The organism is Micromonospora sp. D75 (genome assembly GCF_018070405.1).
Lineage (GTDB): Bacteria > Actinomycetota > Actinomycetes > Mycobacteriales > Micromonosporaceae > Micromonospora > Micromonospora chalcea.
In genome coordinates this window covers 1-16222 of record NZ_JAGPXV010000061.1, presented here as the reverse complement: position 1 = coordinate 16222, position 16222 = coordinate 1, and the positions used below count along the sequence as shown (strand labels likewise).

Here is a 16222-nt window from a genome sequence, read left to right as displayed (position 1 = left end):
GGGTGAGGAGGTGTCCCAGGTGGACGTCGACGCCGGACACGGCGCCGCCCTGGGTGGCGCGCTTCCAGCCCAGGGCGAACTGCCACTCACCCGCCGCCTGCGTTCCCTGCTCACCTGGCCGACCTCCGACGGCGACCCGGTCACCGCGCTGGTCCGGGCCCATCGCGGCATCCACGCGAGCGCCGACGCCTCGGTGTTGCGCCGCGCCTACACGATCGCCGAGAACATGCACCGCGGCCAGTTCCGCAAGAGCGGCGAGCCGTACATCACCCATCCGCTGGCGGTGGCGCAGATCTGCGCCGACCTCGGCATGGACACCATCACGCTGGTCGCCGCGCTGCTGCACGACACGGTGGAGGACACCCGCTACACGCTCCAGGCGCTCCAGGAGGACTTCGGCCGCGAGGTCGCCCACCTGGTCGACGGCGTGACGAAGTTCGACAAGGCGTTCTACGGCAAGGCCGCCGAGGCGGAGACCGTCCGTAAGATGATCGTGGCGGCCGGCAAGGACGTCCGGGTGCTGGTGATCAAGCTGGCCGACCGGCTGCACAACATGCGTACGCTCGGCGTCCGCTCGGCCGCGTCCCGGGAGCGGATCGCCCGCAAGACCCAGGAGGTGCTGGTCCCGCTCTGCGACCGGCTCGGCATCCAGACGCTCAAACGCGAGCTGGACGACGTGGTCCTGCTGCACCTGCGGCCGGAGGAGCACGCCCGGCTCGCCCGCTTCGTGCACGACCGGCCCGGCTGGGACGCCTACCTCGCCGACGTGGTGGCCCGCACCCGGGTGGCGCTGCGCCGCAACCGGGTCGACGCCGACGTCTCCCCCCGCCCCCGCCACCTCTACTCGATCTGGAAGGACACCGTCGCCGGCGGTCACACGGCCCCGTACGACCTGCCGCGTATCGCGATCGTGGTGGACGGTCCGGCGACCGACTGTTACGCCGCGCTGGGCGCCGTGCACGGGCTCTGGCGGCCGGTGCCGGGCCGCTTCAAGGACTTCATCGCCTCCCCGAAGAACAACCTCTACCGCTCCCTGCACACGAGCGTCTGCGGCCCGCAGGACCGCACCGTCGAGGTGCTGATCCGCACCACCGAGATGCACCGCTCCGCGGAGTACGGCGTAGCCGCCCACTACCGCTTCCCCCGCGCCGCGGGCCGGGCCGTCGACCGGGCGGACGAGCTGGCCTGGCTGCGCCGGGTGCTCGACTGGGAGCAGGAGACCGTCGACCCGACCCAGTTCATGGAGTCGCTGCGCTGCGACCTGTCGGAGGCGCAGATCCAGGTCGTCGCCGACGGGCGGCAGGTGGTGCTGCCGGCCGGGGCCACGCCGGTCGACCTCGCGTACGAGCTGGGCACCGAGCGCGGCGACCACTGCCTGGCGGCCCGGATCAACGGCCGGCTCGCCCCGCTCTCCTCCGAACTGGAGGAGGGCGACGTGGTGGAGATCTACACCGAGCGCGACGCGGAGAGCGGCTTCGAGGCCGACGTGGCCCCGCGCGGCCCGCGCCGGGAGTGGCTGGGCTTCGTCAAGTCGCCGCACGCCCAGATGCAGATCAACCGCTGGTTCGCCGAGCACACCGAGCCGGGCATCTCGATCGCCGACAAGGTACGCCTCGGCCGGGCCTCCATCGGGCTGGCGCTGCGCAAGCACAACCGGGGTCTGGCCAGCGACCTGCCGCTGCTGCGGCTGTCCGAGGAACTGGGCTACCCCGACCTGGAGACGATGCTGGTGGCGGTCTTCGACCGCACCGTCGAGCCGGACACCGTGGTCCAGCAGTTGATCGATCTGGTCGACCACAGGCAGTAGACGAAGCCGGTCCGCGCCGGGACCACTAGCCTGGACGGCATGATCCCCCGCGCGCGTGCCACCGGACGGGCCCTCGGCTACCAGATCTTCTACCGGCTTCCGGTCCCGCTGCGGCGGCGGCTGGTGCGGCTGGCCGTGCCGAAGTACGTCGTCGGCGCGGTCACGCTGGTCAAGGACGCGGAGGCCACCGGCGCGGGCCGGATCCTGCTGCTGCGCCAGCCGCCCGGCTACAGCTGGACGCTGCCCGCCGGGCTGCTGCAACGCGGCGAGGCCCCGGTGGTCGGCGCCGCCCGGGAGCTGTACGAGGAATCAGGTGTCCGCCTGTCCCCCGACGCGCTGCGCCCGGCGGTGCCGAACGCGGTGGTGCACGCCAAGGGCTGGGTGGACGTGGTCTTCGAGGCGGAGGTGCCGGCGTCGACCACGGAGCTGAAGGTGGACGGGGCCGAGGTCTTCGAGGCCGCCTTCCATCCGCTGGACGACCTGCCCCGGCTCAGCCGCGCCACCGCGAACCTGCTGGGCTTCTACGGCATCGGCCCGCGCGCCGGCGAGCGCCCACCGGCCGCGTGAGCACCCCGTACGCGGGCGCTCCGGCGCCGGGGGGCGAGGTGTGCGCGGTGGTGCTGGCCGCCGGTGAGGGCACCCGGCTGCGCCCGCTCACCGAGCGGGTGCCGAAGGCGCTCTGCCCGGTCGGCAACGTCCCGCTGCTGGACCGGGCGCTGGCCCGGCTGGCCGGGCTCGGCCTGGCCGGTCCGGAACGGGTCGCGGTGAACGCCTGCTACCTGGGTGACCAGGTGGTCGCGCGGGTCGGCGGCCGGGCCCACCTGTCGGTCGAGCCGGACGCCCCGCTGGGCACCGCCGGAGGCGTCGGCCGGCTGCGGGACTGGATCGCCGGCCGGGGCGTGCTGGTGGGCAACGCCGACGCGTACCTGGCCGATCCGGCGGCCCCGCCCGGGCCGGACATCGCCGCGCTGCTGGACGGCTGGGACGGGCACGGCGTACGCCTGCTCGGCCGGCCCGCCGACGACCCGGACGCCCCCGGGACGTTCGACGGTCACGAGTTCGTGGGTTTCTCGCTGCTGCCCTGGCGGCTGGTCCGCGACCTGCCGGCCACGTTCGGCGACCTGGTCCGGGCGGTGTGGCGGCCCGCGGAGGCGGCCGGCGCGCTCACCGTGGTGCCCTACCGGGGCACGTTCTACGACACCGGCACCCCGGCCGACTACCTGGACGCCAACCTGCACGCCGCCGGCCCGGACGGGCTGGTGGACCCGGCGGCGACGGTGACCGGCCGGGTCACCGGCTCGGTGGTGGGCGCGGGCGCGCGGGTGGACGGCGACGTGGACCGGTCCGTGGTGTGGCCGGGCGCGACCGTCGCGGCCGGGGAGAGCCTCCACCGGGTGATCCGGGCCGGGGACGACCTGACCGTCCCGGCGGCGCGGTGAGGGCCGCGGGATCTAGCATGGGCCTCGTCGCCGACGAACGGAGAACCGTCCCGTGATCACCGCGATCGTGCTGATCGACTGCGCCACCGACTCCATCCCCGAGGTGGCCGAGACCCTGGCCAACCTGCCCGGCGTCAGCGAGGTCTACTCGGTGGCCGGGCACGTCGACCTGATCGCCATGGTCCGCGTCCGGGAGTTCGAGCAGATCGCGCAGGTCATCGCCGGCAGCATCTCGAAGGTGCCGGGCGTGCTGAACACCGAGTCGCACATCGCGTTCCGCGCGTACTCCCAGCACGACCTGGAGGAGGCGTTCGCGATCGGGCTCGCGAGCGCCGACTGACACGAGCCGGTGGCCGGCCCGCCCCGTGGGCGGACCGGCCACCGTCGACCGTGCGGTACGTCAGCTCTGGCTGGGCACCGGGGTGGTGCCGCCCGGGCTGGGCGTGCCGCTGGCACTGGTCTGCGGAACCGGGACACCCAGCGTCTGGGCCAGGGCCACCAGCGCGTCGTAGTGCGCCTGCAGGACCGGCAGCGCGTCCTGCGCGATCTGCACCACCGACTGCTCCGAGCCCTGCGAGATCTCGGTCTGGGTGGCCTGGATGGCCTGGACGTGGCCGGCGAGCTGCGCGGTCACCCAGGCCTTGTCGAACTCGGCCCCGTTGAGGTTGTTCAGCTTGTCGAGGACCTTCTGCTGGTCGGCGGTCGGGTCGGCCGGCAGCTGCACGTTGAGCTGCTGGGCGGTCGACTGCACCGTCTGGTCCAGCTGGGTGTGGTCCGTGACGAACATCTTGCCCAGGTCCTTGACCTGCTGGTTCTGACCCTTCTGCTGGGCCAGGTTACCGGCGGTGATCTCGAACAGGTTGACCTGGTGCACCGCCTGCAGGTACTGCGTGTCCTGCGTCGACGGCTGCGCCGCGGCCTGTGCCGCGGCGGCGGGCGCCAGCCCCACGACCACCAGCGCGGCCATCAGGCCCAGGCGTTTGATTCCCAGCATCTTTCCTCCCCCATGAGACGTCGGACCGCACGGATACCCGGCTGACCGGGGTTATTCCTGCGATTCCACCCGTCCGTGTCGGGGGGCGGCGGGGACCGGTGCACCGCACGTCGGGCACCGGGCGGGCACAACCGGACGACAGGTACGTAAAGCGGCAGTGGCGCCCGCCGGATGATCCGGCAGGCGCCACTGTCAGTCGTACCGGGAAGGTCAGCGACGGCTCTCGCCGCTGCCGATCTCCTCCCGCTCCGGCCGGTCCTCGACCGGCGGGTGCCCCGGCGAGACCGGCGCCTCGGCCGGCTTCTCGATCGGGTAGAAGAAGCCCCGGATCGCCGGGCCGAGGGCGCCGAGCCGGTTCATCTTCTTCGGCACCACCCAGCCGACGTAGTCCAGTGCCGGCGGGTGGCCGTCGTGCCCCTCGGCCGAGGTGAGCGGCTGGTGGACCTCGACGAACCGGCCGTCGGGCAGCCGCTTGATGATACCGGTCTCCACGCCGTGGGCCAGCACCTCCCGGTCGTGCTGCTGCAGACCCAGGCAGATCCGGTACGTGATGTAGTACGCGATCGGCGGCAGGATCAGCAGGCCGATCCGGCCGGCCCAGGTCATCGCGTTCAGGCTGATGTGGAACTTGTCGGCGATGACGTCGTTGGCGCCGGAGAGCGTCAGCACGATGTAGAAGGCCAGCGCCATGGCGCCCACGGCGGTCCGGGCCGGAACGTCCCGGGGCCGCTGGAGCAGGTTGTGGTGCTTGTAGTCCTTGAGGCGGCGCGCCTCCAGGAACGGGTACATCGTCGACAGGCCCACCAGGATTCCGGGTAGGACCACCGTCGGCCAGAACAGCGGTGGGATGACGTACCCGTTGCCGATCGGGATGTGGATCTCCCAGCCCGGCATGAGCCGGGTCGAGCCGTCGAGGAACATGACGTACCAGTCGGGCTGGCTGGCCGCCGAGACCACCCACGCCTCGTACGGGCCGAACAGCCAGATCGGGTTGATCTGGAACAGGCCGCCCATCAGCGCGATCACGCCGAAGACGACCATGAAGAAGCCGCCCTGCTTGAGCGCGTAGCGCGGGAACATCCGCTCGCCGACCACGTTGGAGTTGGTCCGGCCGGGGCCGGGCCACTGGGTGTGCTTCTGCTTGAACACCAGGCCGAGGTGCACGCTGATCAGCGCCACCAGCAGACCCGGGACGAGCAGCACGTGGGCGATGAAGAAGCGGCTGATGATGATGGTGCCGGGGAACTCCCCGCCGAAGATCGACGAGCTGACCCAGGACCCGATCACCGGGATCGACAGGATGATCGCGGAGGCGATGCGCAGACCGGTGCCGGACAGGCCGTCGTCCGGCAGCGAGTAGCCGGTGAAGCCGGCCAGGAAGCCGACCCAGAACAGCAGCGAACCGATGATCCAGTTGGTCTCACGCGGCTTGCGGAACGCGCCGGTGAAGAACACCCGCAGCATGTGCACCACGATCGCGGCCATGAACAGCAGGGCCGCCCAGTGGTGCATCTGCCGCATGATCAGGCCACCCCGGACATCGAACGAGATGTCCAGGCTGGAGGCGTACGCGGCCGACATCGGGGTGCCCCGCAGCGGCGCGTAGCTGCCGTTGTAGATGACCTCGGTCATCGTCGGCTCGAAGAAGAACGTCAGGAAGACGCCGGTCAGCAGCAGGACGATGAACGAGAACAGCGCGATCTCGCCCAGCAGGAACGACCAGTGGTCGGGGAAGACCTTGTTCAGCAGCTTGCGCAGGGGCGTGGCCACCTGGAAGCGGTCGTCCACCGCCCGCGCGCTCTTGGCCGGCAGCGCGGCGGCATCAAACTTTCGGCGCTTCATGGCCGCTCCCAGAAGTCGGGACCGATGGTCTCGGTGTAGTCGGACTTCGCCACGAAGAAGCCCTCCTCGTCCACCTCGATCGGCAGCTGCGGCAGCGGCCTGTTCGCCGGGCCGAAGATCGGCTTGGCGTTGTCGGTGATGAGGAACTGGGACTGGTGGCAGGGGCAGAGCAGGCGGTTGGTCTGCTGCTCGTAGAGGCTGGCCGGGCAGCCGGCGTGCGTACAGATCTTGGAGTACGCGACGTAGTTGCCCCACATGTAGTCGCCGTGGCCCTTGCGCTCGTTCGCGGCGCGCGACTTCTGCGCGTCGTCCTCCCGCAGGTGGATGAGCAGGGTGGGCGAGTCGGCGTGCTTGTTGCTGACGCCGCCGTCGATGCCCGGGAACACGGTGAGCTGGCCGCCGACGCTGACGTCGGCCGGGCGGATCGGACGGCCGTCCTCACGGATCAGCCGGATCTTCTTGCCGCCCTCGCCCGGCTGGAAGCCGGTGGTGAACATCTGGTTGTTCTTGTGCGGCTGCTCGATCAGGCCACCGATCAGCGGCGCGGCGGCCACCGCGCCCACCGGCGCCAGGCCGGCGAGCAGCGAGATGCCCAGCAGCGGCCGGCGGCGTACGCCCATCTCGTCGGCGAGGTAGAGCATCGTCTCACCGGTGATCTTGCGACCCTCCGGGTCGTCGACCTGGTCGTGCCGGTCCTGGATCGACACCTCCTTGGGCAGCAGCTTCTTGCCCCAGGTCAGGATGCCGAAACCGATGCCCAGCAGCGCCAGGCCCAGCGTCACGCCGAGCAGCGGCGTGTAGAGCTTGTCGCCGCCGCGACCCGGCTCCCACTGCCACGGCCACCAGATGTAGACCACCAGGAAGGCGGTCGCGAAGACGCCGGTCAGCAGGAACATCAGGGCGACGGTACGGGTCAGCCGGCGCTCGGCCTTGCTGCCCGGGACCACCTGCGGCTCGTAGTGGACGATCTCGATGTCGTCCCGCCGGGCGCCCTCCTGAACGACCTCGAACCGGGAGAGCCGGGGGTCGTTCACGTCGAGCGGCTCCGGGCCCCGCTGGGCCTGGTGCTCGGTGTGGGTGCTCATGCCGTCACCTCGCTACGGGTGACGCCGGGGGTCGGCGCCACAGCACTGGAACCATTGATCCGTCCGGTCACGACTTGCCCGCAATCCACAGGCTCGCGAAGACCAGCGCGACGATGCCGACCAGGAAGATCGCGATGCCCTCGGTCGACGGGCCGTACCGGCCCAGGTTGAACCCGCCCGGGTCGCCGTCGTTCTTCAGCGTGTCCTGGATGTAGGCGATGATGTCCGCCTTCTCCTGCGGCGTGATCTGGTTGTCACCGAACACCGGCATGTTCTGCGGACCGCTCAGCATCGCGGCGTAGATCTGCCGGTCGCTGGCCGGCGCGAGGCTCGGCGCGTACTTGCCGGAGGACAGCGCACCGCCGCCACCGCCGAAGGCGTGGCACTGCGAGCAGTTGATCCGGAACAGCTCGCCACCGGTGGCCAGGTTGGCGCCCTCACGCAGGTCGCCGTTGGGCACCTCCGGACCGCCACCGAGCTCCTGGATGTACTGCCCGAGCTGGCGCACCTGCTCGTCGGTGAACTGCGGCGGCTTGCGCATGGCCTGGGCCTCCTGCCGGGCCATCGGCATGCGACCGCTGCTCACCTGGAACTCCACCGAGGCGGACCCGACGCCGATCAGGCTCGGACCACGGCCCTCGACGCCCTGGGCATTGCGACCGTGACAGGTCACACAGCTCACGTCGAACAGCGCCTTACCCTCGTTGCCTGCGGCGGTCAACGGCGGGTTGTCCTGCGCCTGCACGCCGGGGGCGAAGACGGTGTAGGCACCGCCGGCCAGCATCAGCGCGGCGAACAGCCGGACCGCGGCGCCCAGCCGGCGGCGGCCCCTGCTGCGCGCTACGGGCCGCCCGCGCAGCCGCGCGAGCAGACCGCGTCGGCGGTCGTTGTCAGAAGTCATGACCTGTGTCCTTAACCGGTTGGACCTTGTCTCAGGGGACGGAGCAGCGGCGCGGTTCGTGACGCGCCAAGATCACTGGAGCCAGTAGATCATGGCGTAGAGCGCGATCCACACGACGTCCACGAAGTGCCAGTAGTAGGACACGACGATCGCCGAGGTCGCCTGGGCTGGGGTGAACCGACCCATGGTGGTGCGGATCATGAAGATGATGAAGGCGACCAGACCGCCGGTCACGTGCAGACCGTGGAATCCGGTGGTGAGGTAGAACATCGACCCGTAGCCGTCTTCGTTGATCTTCACGCCCTCGTGCACCAGGGTCCGGTACTCGTTCAGCTGACCGAGTACGAAGATCAGACCCATGATGAACGTGATCGTGAACCACCGGCGCAGGGCGTGGACGTCGCCGCGCTCGGCCGCGAACACGCCGATCTGACAGGTGATCGAGGAGAGCACCAGGATCACCGTGAACGTGGTCGCGTACGGGATGTTCAGCACCTCGGCGTGCTTCTCCCACTGCTCCGGCGCAGCCGCGCGGATGGAGAAGTACATCGCGAACAGCGCCGCGAAGAACATGAGTTCGCTGGAGAGCCACACGATCGTCCCGACGCTGACCATGTTGGGTCGCGTCAGGGAGTGGATCCGGCTCTTGTCAATGGCTGGGGCCGCAGTCACGCGGTCATTATTGCCCCTGACCGGGACCGACGATCAGCGGGGTGCCAAACCCGGCCCTTCCGTGGCCCGATCGTGGTGGTCCGCTTCGCCTGACCTACCCTGAAAAGCGTGCTGCACGTCGATCAGATCCTCGCCGTCACCTCGGCCGTTCCGGCGACGCTGGCGGCGGGAGGCGAGAGCGCCCCGCCGCCGTTCACCGTGGCCCGGGTGTTCACCGAGACCCGGCTGGACAGCTGGCTCACGCTGGGCATCGTGCTCGCCGCCGGCCTGTACCTCTACGGGGTGCACCGGCTGCGGCTGCGCGGCGACCGCTGGCCGGTCATCCGTACCGTGTCGTTCCTCGGCCCCGGCCTCGGCGGCATCGCGCTGGTCACGCTCACCGGGCTCGGCGCGTACGACACCGCCCTGCTCTCGGTGCACATGGTCCAGCACATGGTGCTGTCGATGATCGCGCCGATCTTCCTGGCGCTCGGCGCGCCGGTCACGCTGGCGCTGCGCACGCTGCCGGTACGCCCGCGCAAGCGCCTGCTCGCGATCGTGCACAGCCGGATCGCGCGGATCTACAGCTTCCCGCTCGTGGCGTTCACCATCTTCGTGGTGAACCCGTTCGCGCTCTACTTCACCGACCTCTACGAGTTCACCCTGCGCCACGAGTGGGCGCACGAACTCGTCCACGCGCACTTCATCGCCACCGGCTGCGTCTTCTTCTGGCCGCTGCTCGGCCTCGACCCGCTGCCCGGACGCTGGCCGTACCCGGCGCGCGCGCTGCTCATGCTGCTCTCGGTGCCGTTCCACACCGTGCTCGGGCTCACCATCATGCAGAGCACCACGCTGTTCGGCGGCGACTGGTACCCGTCGCTCAACCTGTCCTGGTCCGACCCCTGGAACGACCAGGTGGTGGCCGGAGGCGTCCTCTGGGCCGGCGGCGAGTTCGTCAGCGTCACCATGCTCGCCGTCCTGGTCGTCCAGTGGGTCAAACAGTCCGAGCGCGAGGCCCGCCGGCTCGACCGCGAGCTGGACCGCCAGGAGGCCCGCGAGCGCGCCGCGGAAGCCAGCGCCTGAGGCCCCTGACGGGGTACGCCCTCCCCCGCCCGGGCGGAGGACAGGCCGAACGTGACGCCCGCTACGATCAGCGGGCAGCTACGAGGTGGGAGCCACGTCACGATGAGCGATCGTCTTTGCACCGTCCTGCTCTACAGCGACGACCCGAAGGTCCGCGACCGGATGCGGCTGGCCGTGGGCACCCGCCCGGCGCCCGGCATCGAGATCGAGTTCGTCGAGGCCGACGAGTACGCCGCCTGCGTCCGGCTGGTCGACGACTACGAGATCGACCTGCTGCTGCTCGACGGCGAGGCGAGCCCGGGCGGCGGCATCGGCATCGCCCGCCAGATCAAGGACGACCGGGACGACGCGCCCCCGACCTGCGTGGTGCTGGCCCGCGCCGCAGACCGCTGGCTGGCCGCGTACGCCGAGGTCGACGCCACGCTGACCCACCCGCTGGACCCGGTGGTCGCCGGCAGCACCGTCGCGGAGCTGCTGCGCCGCACCCACGCCGCGGCCTGATCCCCCGGCCCTCGCGCGCCACGGCGACGCGGCCGTGGCAAGCCCCAACCGCTTTCCTCACGCCGCTCGGGAGGCCCGTCATGGGCGAACGGACCTGGCCGCTTCTGCTCAACGCGCTGCTGCGCGGCGAGGAGCTCTCCACCGCCGACACGGCGTGGGCGATGGGCGAGATCATGGCCGGCTCGGCGACACCGGCGCAGATCGCCGGGTTCGCCGTGGCGCTGCGCACCAAGGGCGAGACCCCCGCCGAGCTGGGCGGCCTGGTCGAGACCATGCTGACCCGCGCGGTGCCGGTGCTCCTGCCCGACGAGGTACGCGACACCGCGCTGGACGTGGTCGGCACCGGCGGTGACCTCGCGCACACGGTGAACATCTCCACCATGGCGGCGCTCGTGGTCGCCGGGGCCGGCGTCCGCGTGGTCAAGCACGGCAACCGGGCCGCCTCCTCCTCGTGCGGCACCGCGGACGTGCTGGAGGAGCTCGGCGTACCGCTGGACCTGGAGCCCGAGCAGGTGGCCCGCTGCGTCACCGAGGCCGGCATCGGCTTCTGCTTCGCCGCCCGCTTCCACCCTGGGATGCGGCACACCGGCCCGGTCCGGCGCGAGATCGGCGTACCCACCGCGTTCAACTTCCTCGGCCCGCTGACCAACCCGGCGCGGCCCCGCGCGGGCGCGGTGGGCTGCTTCGACAAGCGGATGGCCCCGGTGATGGCGGCCGTTTTCGCGGCCCGCGGCGACTCCGCGATCGTGGTACGCGGCGAGGACGGCCTGGACGAGTTCAGCACCGGCGCGCCCACCCGGGTCTGGGTGGCGCAGCAGGGCACCGTCACGGAGGCGCTGCTGGACGCGGCGGAGCTCGGGGTACCCCGGGCCACCCTGGCCGACCTGCGCGGCGGAGACGCGGCCTACAACGCCGACGTGGTACGCCGCCTGCTCGCCGGCGAGACCGGCCCGGTACGGGACGCGGTGCTGGTCAACGCCGCTGTGGCGCTGTCCACCCAGGGCCCGCTCGACGGCGATCTGCACGAGGCGCTGCGGACCAACCTGGACCGGGCCGCCGAGGCCGTCGACTCGGGCGCCGCGGCGGCCGCGCTGGAGCGCTGGCTGGAGGTGGCACGCGCCGCCTGAGGGCGAGGGTGTCGTACCCGCGTGCCAAACTACACGGGAGTTATTTTCCGTTTTCGGTCTATCCGTTTTCGGTCTTCGGTCCACCGGCCGGCGCCACACCGCCTCGCCCCGGGCCCGGAGCGAGAGGAGCCACCCGTGTCTGACCGCGAGCTGCACTGCGACACCTGCGAGGACGTCGTGCTGTTCGAGGCGCCGCCCTGCGGCGACGGGCACGGCGCCGACTGCCCGGAGCTGATCTGCACCCGCTGCGGCGCGGCAGTGGTGATCGCCACGTTCACCTTCCGCCCGGCCCGCCTGTCCGGCCGCCGCACCCGCCGCCCTTCTCACCCCCAGGCCGCCTGACCTCCACTCCCTTTCGGCGCCCTTTCCCTCCCCGCCACGCCCGACAGCCCAACCGCCTGCCTCGCGTGATCAAGGAGTTTGTGTCCCCCACGGTTGTCCAGGCGGACACAAACTCCTTGATCAACGGGGCGGGGCGGCGCCGGGAGCGCGGTGGGCTCGGGCGTGAGTGTCAACGATGACCCGGTGGCGGCACCGCGGCATGGGGAGCGGACTGCGGTTCGCCCCACCTGGCCGAGCCGCGCGGCGAGATCTTGGAAGGAAACGGCTGTCATGGAGACTGTCATGTCCCGGGACATGTGTCAACGGGAAGTCCCGATAGATGTGTCAGGGGTTGTGGATCGTGGGGGTGGGGGTGAGGGGGATGTAGTTCTTGTCGGGGTTGAGGTGGAGGTAGCCGATGGGTTGGCCGTCGGGGTGGTAGATGGTGACGTGGTTGTTGTCGCGGATGGCGGTGACGGTGGTGCCGGCGTGGGTGGTGCCGACGCTGGTGCGGTGTCCGGCGACGGCGATGGCGCCGTTGCTGGCGACGGGGCAGTGGTGCAGGGTGGCGTCGGTTTGCAGGGGTGGGCTGGTGGGTCCGCCGAGGGTGGGTGCGTGGGTCCAGGCGTGGGCGGGTGTGGTGCGGTGGGGTAGGGCGCTGTGGCGGCGTTGGGTGTTGTAGTAGCGGCGGTAGGTGTCCAGGAGTGTTTGCAGGGCGGTGAGGGTCTGTGGTGGGGGTTGGGTGCTCAGCCATTTTTTGAGGGTTTGGTGGTGGCGTTCGACCTTGCCGCAGGTTTGTGGGTGGTAGGGGCTGGAGTTGATCGGGCGGGTGCCGTGGTCGATCAGGGTCTGCACGAAGGTGGAGATTGATCCGGGTCGGGTGCGGCGGCTGGTGAACGCGATGCCGTTGTCGCTGAGCACGATGGCCGGCACGCCGTAGGCGGTGAACGCCTGTCTGATCGCGGTGATCGCGGCTCGGGCGGTCTCCGCGGCGGCGGCGTGGCAGGCGACCAGGGTGCGGGTGCAGTCGTCCAGGACGTCGAAGACGACGACAGTGCGGCCGTCGGCGAGTTTCACTTCGGTGGCGTCGATCTGATAGCAGTCGCGGGGCCGGGCATAGCTGAAACGCCGCCACGAGCTACGCGGTCGTTTAGCCGGAGTAGCCACGAGCAGGTCATGCCGGGCCAGCACCCGGTTGACCGTCGAGCGTGACGGCACCGACCAGGACGCGTCGGTGCGCCGGCGCACATCGTCCAACGCGTCTCGGATGAAGTCAGCCCCGTTGTCCGGGCCCAGTTCAGCGCGCAGTTTGCAGATCCACGCGTCCACCTCCGGCGGCGTGACCCGCGGACTGGTACGCGGCCGCCGGGATCGTTCCTGCCACTGACCCTCGGCCCGGATACGTGCGCGGTGCCGGTACACCGTGCGCACCGACACCCCGTGCTCACGCGCGAACTCGGCCGCGTTCACCCGAACCCCCGCCGCCAGCAGCGCGTCCAGCAGGTTCATCACATGCCGCCGAGAAGCCATGCCCGGCAGCACATACCACCCGACCCAAGATCCCTACCACGTGACACATGTATCGGGACTTCAACGCTGACAGATGTCATGGGACTGAACAGCTGTCATGGAGACCGTTTCCTTCCAAGATCTCTCGTGGTCCTGCCAACCGGAACGGCGCTCTCGGCTGATGGAACAGTCCGGCGTGAGCCGGTGGTGCGCACCGGCGGCAGAGCGCCAGGGCGCCGGGTCGGCCGTACGGGCGGTGATCATGAGGTTGGCGGGGACAAAAAGGACCGCCGGTGCCGTCAACTTCATGATCAACGGGGACGGCGGAGGGGGGCGCGGAACGCGGCAGGCCCGCTCCCCCGGAGGGGGTGCGGGCCTGCCGTGGCGCTCTGGGTCAGTGCTCGGCGGTGCGGCGGGTGCCGGAGTAGTACTCGAAGAGCAGCCCGCAGGTGGCGAAGACGACCGTCACCAGGCCCAGTCCCAGCAGCCAGAACTGCCAGAACACCAGGCCCAGGCCGGCGATCGCGGCGGCCAGCGCCAACGCGAACGGCCAGTAGCTGCCCGGGCTGAAGAAGCCGACCTCACCGGCGCCGTCGGCGATCTCGCCGTCCGGCCGGTCCTCGGGGCGCAGGTCGATCCGGCGGGAGACGAACCAGAAGAAGCCGCCGCACATGGCGCAGAGCAGGAAGGAGAGCAGCAGCGCCACGGTGCCGATCCACTCGATGCGGCCGTCGCTGTCCGCGTACGTCCAGGCGCCGTAGAGGATGGTCGCGCCGAGGAGGAACGTGGCGATGGTGAGGAAGATCTTCCACTCGGTCTTCATGCCGGACCTCTCAGCTTCCCGCGCCGGCCTGGGCGTCGGACGGGTTGAAGTTGTTCACGTCGCGCCGGGTGTCGAACGGCTTCGTCTCGGTGGCGTACTCGGGCTCACCGATCGCGCCGAGCGCCTCCTGGGTCGACTTGCCGGCCTTCTTGGCCGCGAGGAACTGGTCGTACTTCTCCGGCGAGACGACCCGCAGTTCGAAGTTCATGAAGGCGTGGTAGCTGCCGCACAGCTCGGCGCAGCGGCCGACGAACGCGCCCTCCTGGTCGATGCGGGAGACCTCGAACGTGTTGCGCACGTTGCCCGGCATGACGTCGCGCTTGAACAGCAGCTCCGGCACCCAGAACGAGTGGATGACGTCGCGGCTGGTCTCCTCGAACCGGATCGAGCGGCCGCTGGGCAGCACCAGGACCGGGATGACCTCGCTGGTGCCCAGCACCGAGGCGACGGTGTTGGCGTCGCGGCCCTGGCCGTCGCGGTAGTTGAACTGCCAGTTCCACTTGAACGCCACGACCTCGACGGTGACGTCCGGGTTCTTCGACTCCTTGATCACGTCGGTCTGCACGACCGCGGTGTAGTAGAAGAGCACGGAGACCACGAGGATCGGCGCGATGGTGTAGAGGAACTCCATCGGCAGGTTGTAGCGGGTCTGCACCGGCAGCTCGTTGCCGCGCTTGCGGTAGCGGACCACGCACCAGAAGATCAGGCCCCAGACGAACACACCGACGGCCAGCGCCGCGATGCAGGACGCGATCCACAGGTCGTACATGCGCTGCGACTCGGGCGTGATGCCGCCCTGCGGCCAGCCGAACCCGCCGAACGCCTTGCCGACGTCACAGCCGGTGAGCGAGACCAGCAGCGCCGCCGCGCCGAGACCGAGCCCGGCGATTCGACCAGCACCACGCCGCCGGCGTCCACCGGCCCCCGGGGAAGCGCTGCGTACGGCCGAGCGCCGTACCTCCGAACTCCTTGCGACCACCTGGTCCTGCCTCCCTAGCGCGCCGCGGCGGTTGTTCTCCTTGACACCGACGGCAAAGGCGTCACCGACGGTCGCAGATTACTCGACCATGACCGGCCAGGCCGTCTTGGGGTCGCTGTCCACCCCCATCGGGGGGATCTTGGGCGTAACCGGGCGATAGCGTGGAACGTCATGAGCGCCTCCCCGGTCTACCTGGACGCCGCCACCGCGGCGCCGCTGCATCCGGTCGCGCGGCAGGCGATGCTGGCCGCCCTGGACGACGGCTGGGCCGACCCGGCCCGGCTCTACTCGGCGGCCCGCCGGGCCCGCCAGCTCCTCGACGCCGCGCGCGAGGCCGCCGCGCAGACGCTCGGCGTCCGCGCCGACGAGCTGTCCTTCACCCCCAGCGGTACGGCGGCAGCGCACGCCGCCGTACTCGGTGGCCTGGCCGGGCGGCGGCGGGCCGGGGCGACGCTTGTGCACTCGGCGGTCGAGCACTCGGCGGTGCTGCACGCCGCGCAGCGGCACACGGCCGGTGGCGGCGCGGCGGTGTCCGTACCGGTGAACCGGCTGGGCCGGGTGGACCTGGACGCCTGGGCGTCGGCGGTGGCCGCGCCCGGCGTGGCCCTCGCGGCGCTGATCGCTGCCAGTCACGAGGTGGGCACGGTGCAGCCGGTGCCCGCTGCGGCGGAGCTGTGCGCCGAGGGGGGCGTGCCGCTGTACGTGGACGCGGCGCAGCTCGCCGGCCGGGCGCCACTGCCGGCGGGCTGGTCGGTGCTGAGCGCCAGCGCGCACAAGTGGGGCGGGCCGCCCGGCGTCGGGCTGCTCGTGGTGCGCAAGGGCGCCCGGTGGGAGTCGCCGTACCCGGCCGACGAGCGGGAGTCGGGGCGTACCCCGGGGGTGGTGAACCTGCCGGCGGTGGTCGCGGCGGCGGCGAGCCTGCGCGCGGCGGCGGCCGACGCGGCGGCCGAGGCGGCGCGGCTGGGCCCGCTGGTGGACCGGATCCGGGCGCGGGTGGCGGCCGAGGTGCCGGACGTGGAGGTGGTCGGCGACCCGGTCGACCGGCTGCCGCACCTGGTGACGTTCTCCTGCCTGTACGTGGACGGCGAGGCGCTGCTGCACGCGCTGGACCGGCGCGGGTTCGCGGTGTCCTCCGGCTCGTCCTGCACGTCGTCGACGGT

16 protein-coding genes and 1 pseudogene are annotated in these 16222 nt (G+C 71.1%); 9 read left to right on the top strand and 8 right to left on the bottom strand.

All coding sequences use genetic code 11. The features are described from left to right. Positions 1 to 19: 19 nt before the first annotated feature. The 4 genes from KBX39_RS06340 to KBX39_RS06325 are packed head-to-tail and all read left to right on the top strand — an operon-like array spanning position 20 to position 3586. Entirely contained in the window at positions 20 to 1807 is a 1788-nt protein-coding gene (locus KBX39_RS06340) for a bifunctional (p)ppGpp synthetase/guanosine-3',5'-bis(diphosphate) 3'-pyrophosphohydrolase (RefSeq protein WP_030500149.1), read from the top strand. A 39-nt stretch (positions 1808 to 1846) separates the two neighbouring features. Continuing rightward, entirely contained in the window at positions 1847 to 2374 is a 528-nt protein-coding gene (locus KBX39_RS06335; protein ID WP_064445183.1) for an NUDIX hydrolase, read from the top strand. Continuing rightward, positions 2371 to 3246: a sugar phosphate nucleotidyltransferase gene (locus tag KBX39_RS06330; protein ID WP_069088998.1), complete on the top strand. Its 876-nt coding sequence runs from the start codon at positions 2371 to 2373 to the stop codon at positions 3244 to 3246. The genes KBX39_RS06335 and KBX39_RS06330 overlap by 4 nt, the downstream gene beginning before the upstream one ends. Before the next feature lie 52 nt (positions 3247 to 3298). Further along, on the top strand, positions 3299 to 3586 hold the full coding sequence (locus KBX39_RS06325) for an Lrp/AsnC family transcriptional regulator (protein ID WP_043329379.1): 288 nt from the start codon (positions 3299 to 3301) through the stop codon (positions 3584 to 3586). Positions 3587 to 3658: 72 nt separating this feature from the next. Here KBX39_RS06325 and KBX39_RS06320 read toward each other — a convergent pair. From KBX39_RS06320 to KBX39_RS06300, 5 genes and pseudogenes are all read right to left on the bottom strand, one after another. Beyond that, positions 3659 to 4240 (bottom strand): annotated as a pseudogene (locus KBX39_RS06320) (DUF4142 domain-containing protein); the annotation flags it as partial. Positions 4241 to 4450: 210 nt separating this feature from the next. Continuing rightward, positions 4451 to 6082, bottom strand: a complete 1632-nt coding sequence (locus KBX39_RS06315) for a cytochrome b N-terminal domain-containing protein (protein ID WP_030500145.1) — start codon at positions 6080 to 6082, stop codon at positions 4451 to 4453. Continuing rightward, positions 6079 to 7167 carry a ubiquinol-cytochrome c reductase iron-sulfur subunit gene (locus tag KBX39_RS06310; protein ID WP_030500144.1) on the bottom strand — a complete coding sequence of 363 codons (1089 nt, stop codon included), beginning with the start codon at positions 7165 to 7167 and terminating at the stop codon, positions 6079 to 6081. Before KBX39_RS06310 ends, KBX39_RS06315 begins: the two co-directional genes overlap by 4 nt. A 67-nt stretch (positions 7168 to 7234) precedes the next feature. Next, entirely contained in the window at positions 7235 to 8068 is an 834-nt protein-coding gene (locus tag KBX39_RS06305; protein ID WP_030500143.1) for a cytochrome c, read from the bottom strand. 72 nt (positions 8069 to 8140) lie between these two features. Beyond that, entirely contained in the window at positions 8141 to 8740 is a 600-nt protein-coding gene (locus KBX39_RS06300; RefSeq protein ID WP_210869543.1) for a heme-copper oxidase subunit III, read from the bottom strand. A 126-nt stretch (positions 8741 to 8866) separates the two neighbouring features. Here KBX39_RS06300 and KBX39_RS06295 point away from each other — a divergent pair, with 126 nt between their 5' ends. The 4 genes from KBX39_RS06295 (at position 8867) to KBX39_RS06280 (ending at position 11772) form a co-directional block, all read left to right on the top strand. After that, positions 8867 to 9802 (top strand): cytochrome c oxidase assembly protein, encoded by a 936-nt coding sequence (locus KBX39_RS06295; RefSeq protein ID WP_223201460.1) that lies wholly within the window; start codon positions 8867 to 8869, stop codon positions 9800 to 9802. A gap of 102 nt (positions 9803 to 9904) precedes the next feature. Continuing rightward, positions 9905 to 10303, top strand: coding sequence for a chemotaxis protein CheY (locus KBX39_RS06290; protein WP_030500140.1), 399 nt, complete (start codon positions 9905 to 9907; stop codon positions 10301 to 10303). An 80-nt stretch (positions 10304 to 10383) separates the two neighbouring features. Further along, a complete protein-coding gene (gene trpD, locus KBX39_RS06285) occupies positions 10384 to 11430 on the top strand; it encodes an anthranilate phosphoribosyltransferase (protein ID WP_043329373.1) in 1047 nt (348 codons plus the stop codon). Positions 11431 to 11565: 135 nt separating this feature from the next. Continuing rightward, the gene (locus KBX39_RS06280) at positions 11566 to 11772 is read left to right on the top strand and encodes a hypothetical protein (protein ID WP_104112415.1); all 207 of its coding nucleotides are present in this window, start codon (positions 11566 to 11568) and stop codon (positions 11770 to 11772) included. Between the two features lie 324 nt (positions 11773 to 12096). On the opposite strand, the gene KBX39_RS06275 is transcribed toward KBX39_RS06280, so the two are convergent. From KBX39_RS06275 to coxB, 3 genes are all read right to left on the bottom strand, one after another. Next, positions 12097 to 13260 carry an IS481 family transposase gene (locus KBX39_RS06275; RefSeq protein ID WP_043324428.1) on the bottom strand — a complete coding sequence of 388 codons (1164 nt, stop codon included), beginning with the start codon at positions 13258 to 13260 and terminating at the stop codon, positions 12097 to 12099. A 394-nt stretch (positions 13261 to 13654) separates the two neighbouring features. Further along, positions 13655 to 14083: a cytochrome c oxidase subunit 4 gene (locus tag KBX39_RS06270; protein WP_064445180.1), complete on the bottom strand. Its 429-nt coding sequence runs from the start codon at positions 14081 to 14083 to the stop codon at positions 13655 to 13657. Positions 14084 to 14093: 10 nt separating this feature from the next. Beyond that, positions 14094 to 15062, bottom strand: coding sequence for a cytochrome c oxidase subunit II (gene coxB / locus KBX39_RS06265; RefSeq protein WP_043329368.1), 969 nt, complete (start codon positions 15060 to 15062; stop codon positions 14094 to 14096). A 171-nt stretch (positions 15063 to 15233) separates the two neighbouring features. On the opposite strand from coxB, the gene KBX39_RS06260 reads away from it, so the two are divergent. After that, the coding region (locus KBX39_RS06260; protein ID WP_210869542.1) for a cysteine desulfurase family protein at positions 15234 to 16222 on the top strand (989 nt) is incomplete at its 3' end.

Excerpts from the sequence above, each read along its gene's own strand:
- KBX39_RS06335 (WP_064445183.1), top strand. The coding sequence starts at position 1,847 with ATGATCCCCCGCGCGCGTGCCACCGGACGGGCCCTCGGCTACCAGATC.
- KBX39_RS06315 (WP_030500145.1), bottom strand. The coding sequence starts at position 6,082 with ATGAAGCGCCGAAAGTTTGATGCCGCCGCGCTGCCGGCCAAGAGCGCG.
- KBX39_RS06310 (WP_030500144.1), bottom strand. The coding sequence starts at position 7,167 with ATGAGCACCCACACCGAGCACCAGGCCCAGCGGGGCCCGGAGCCGCTC.
- KBX39_RS06305 (WP_030500143.1), bottom strand. The coding sequence starts at position 8,068 with ATGACTTCTGACAACGACCGCCGACGCGGTCTGCTCGCGCGGCTGCGC.
- KBX39_RS06290 (WP_030500140.1), top strand. The coding sequence starts at position 9,905 with ATGAGCGATCGTCTTTGCACCGTCCTGCTCTACAGCGACGACCCGAAG.
- trpD (WP_043329373.1), top strand. The coding sequence starts at position 10,384 with ATGGGCGAACGGACCTGGCCGCTTCTGCTCAACGCGCTGCTGCGCGGC.
- KBX39_RS06275 (WP_043324428.1), bottom strand. The coding sequence starts at position 13,260 with ATGAACCTGCTGGACGCGCTGCTGGCGGCGGGGGTTCGGGTGAACGCG.
- KBX39_RS06270 (WP_064445180.1), bottom strand. The coding sequence starts at position 14,083 with ATGAAGACCGAGTGGAAGATCTTCCTCACCATCGCCACGTTCCTCCTC.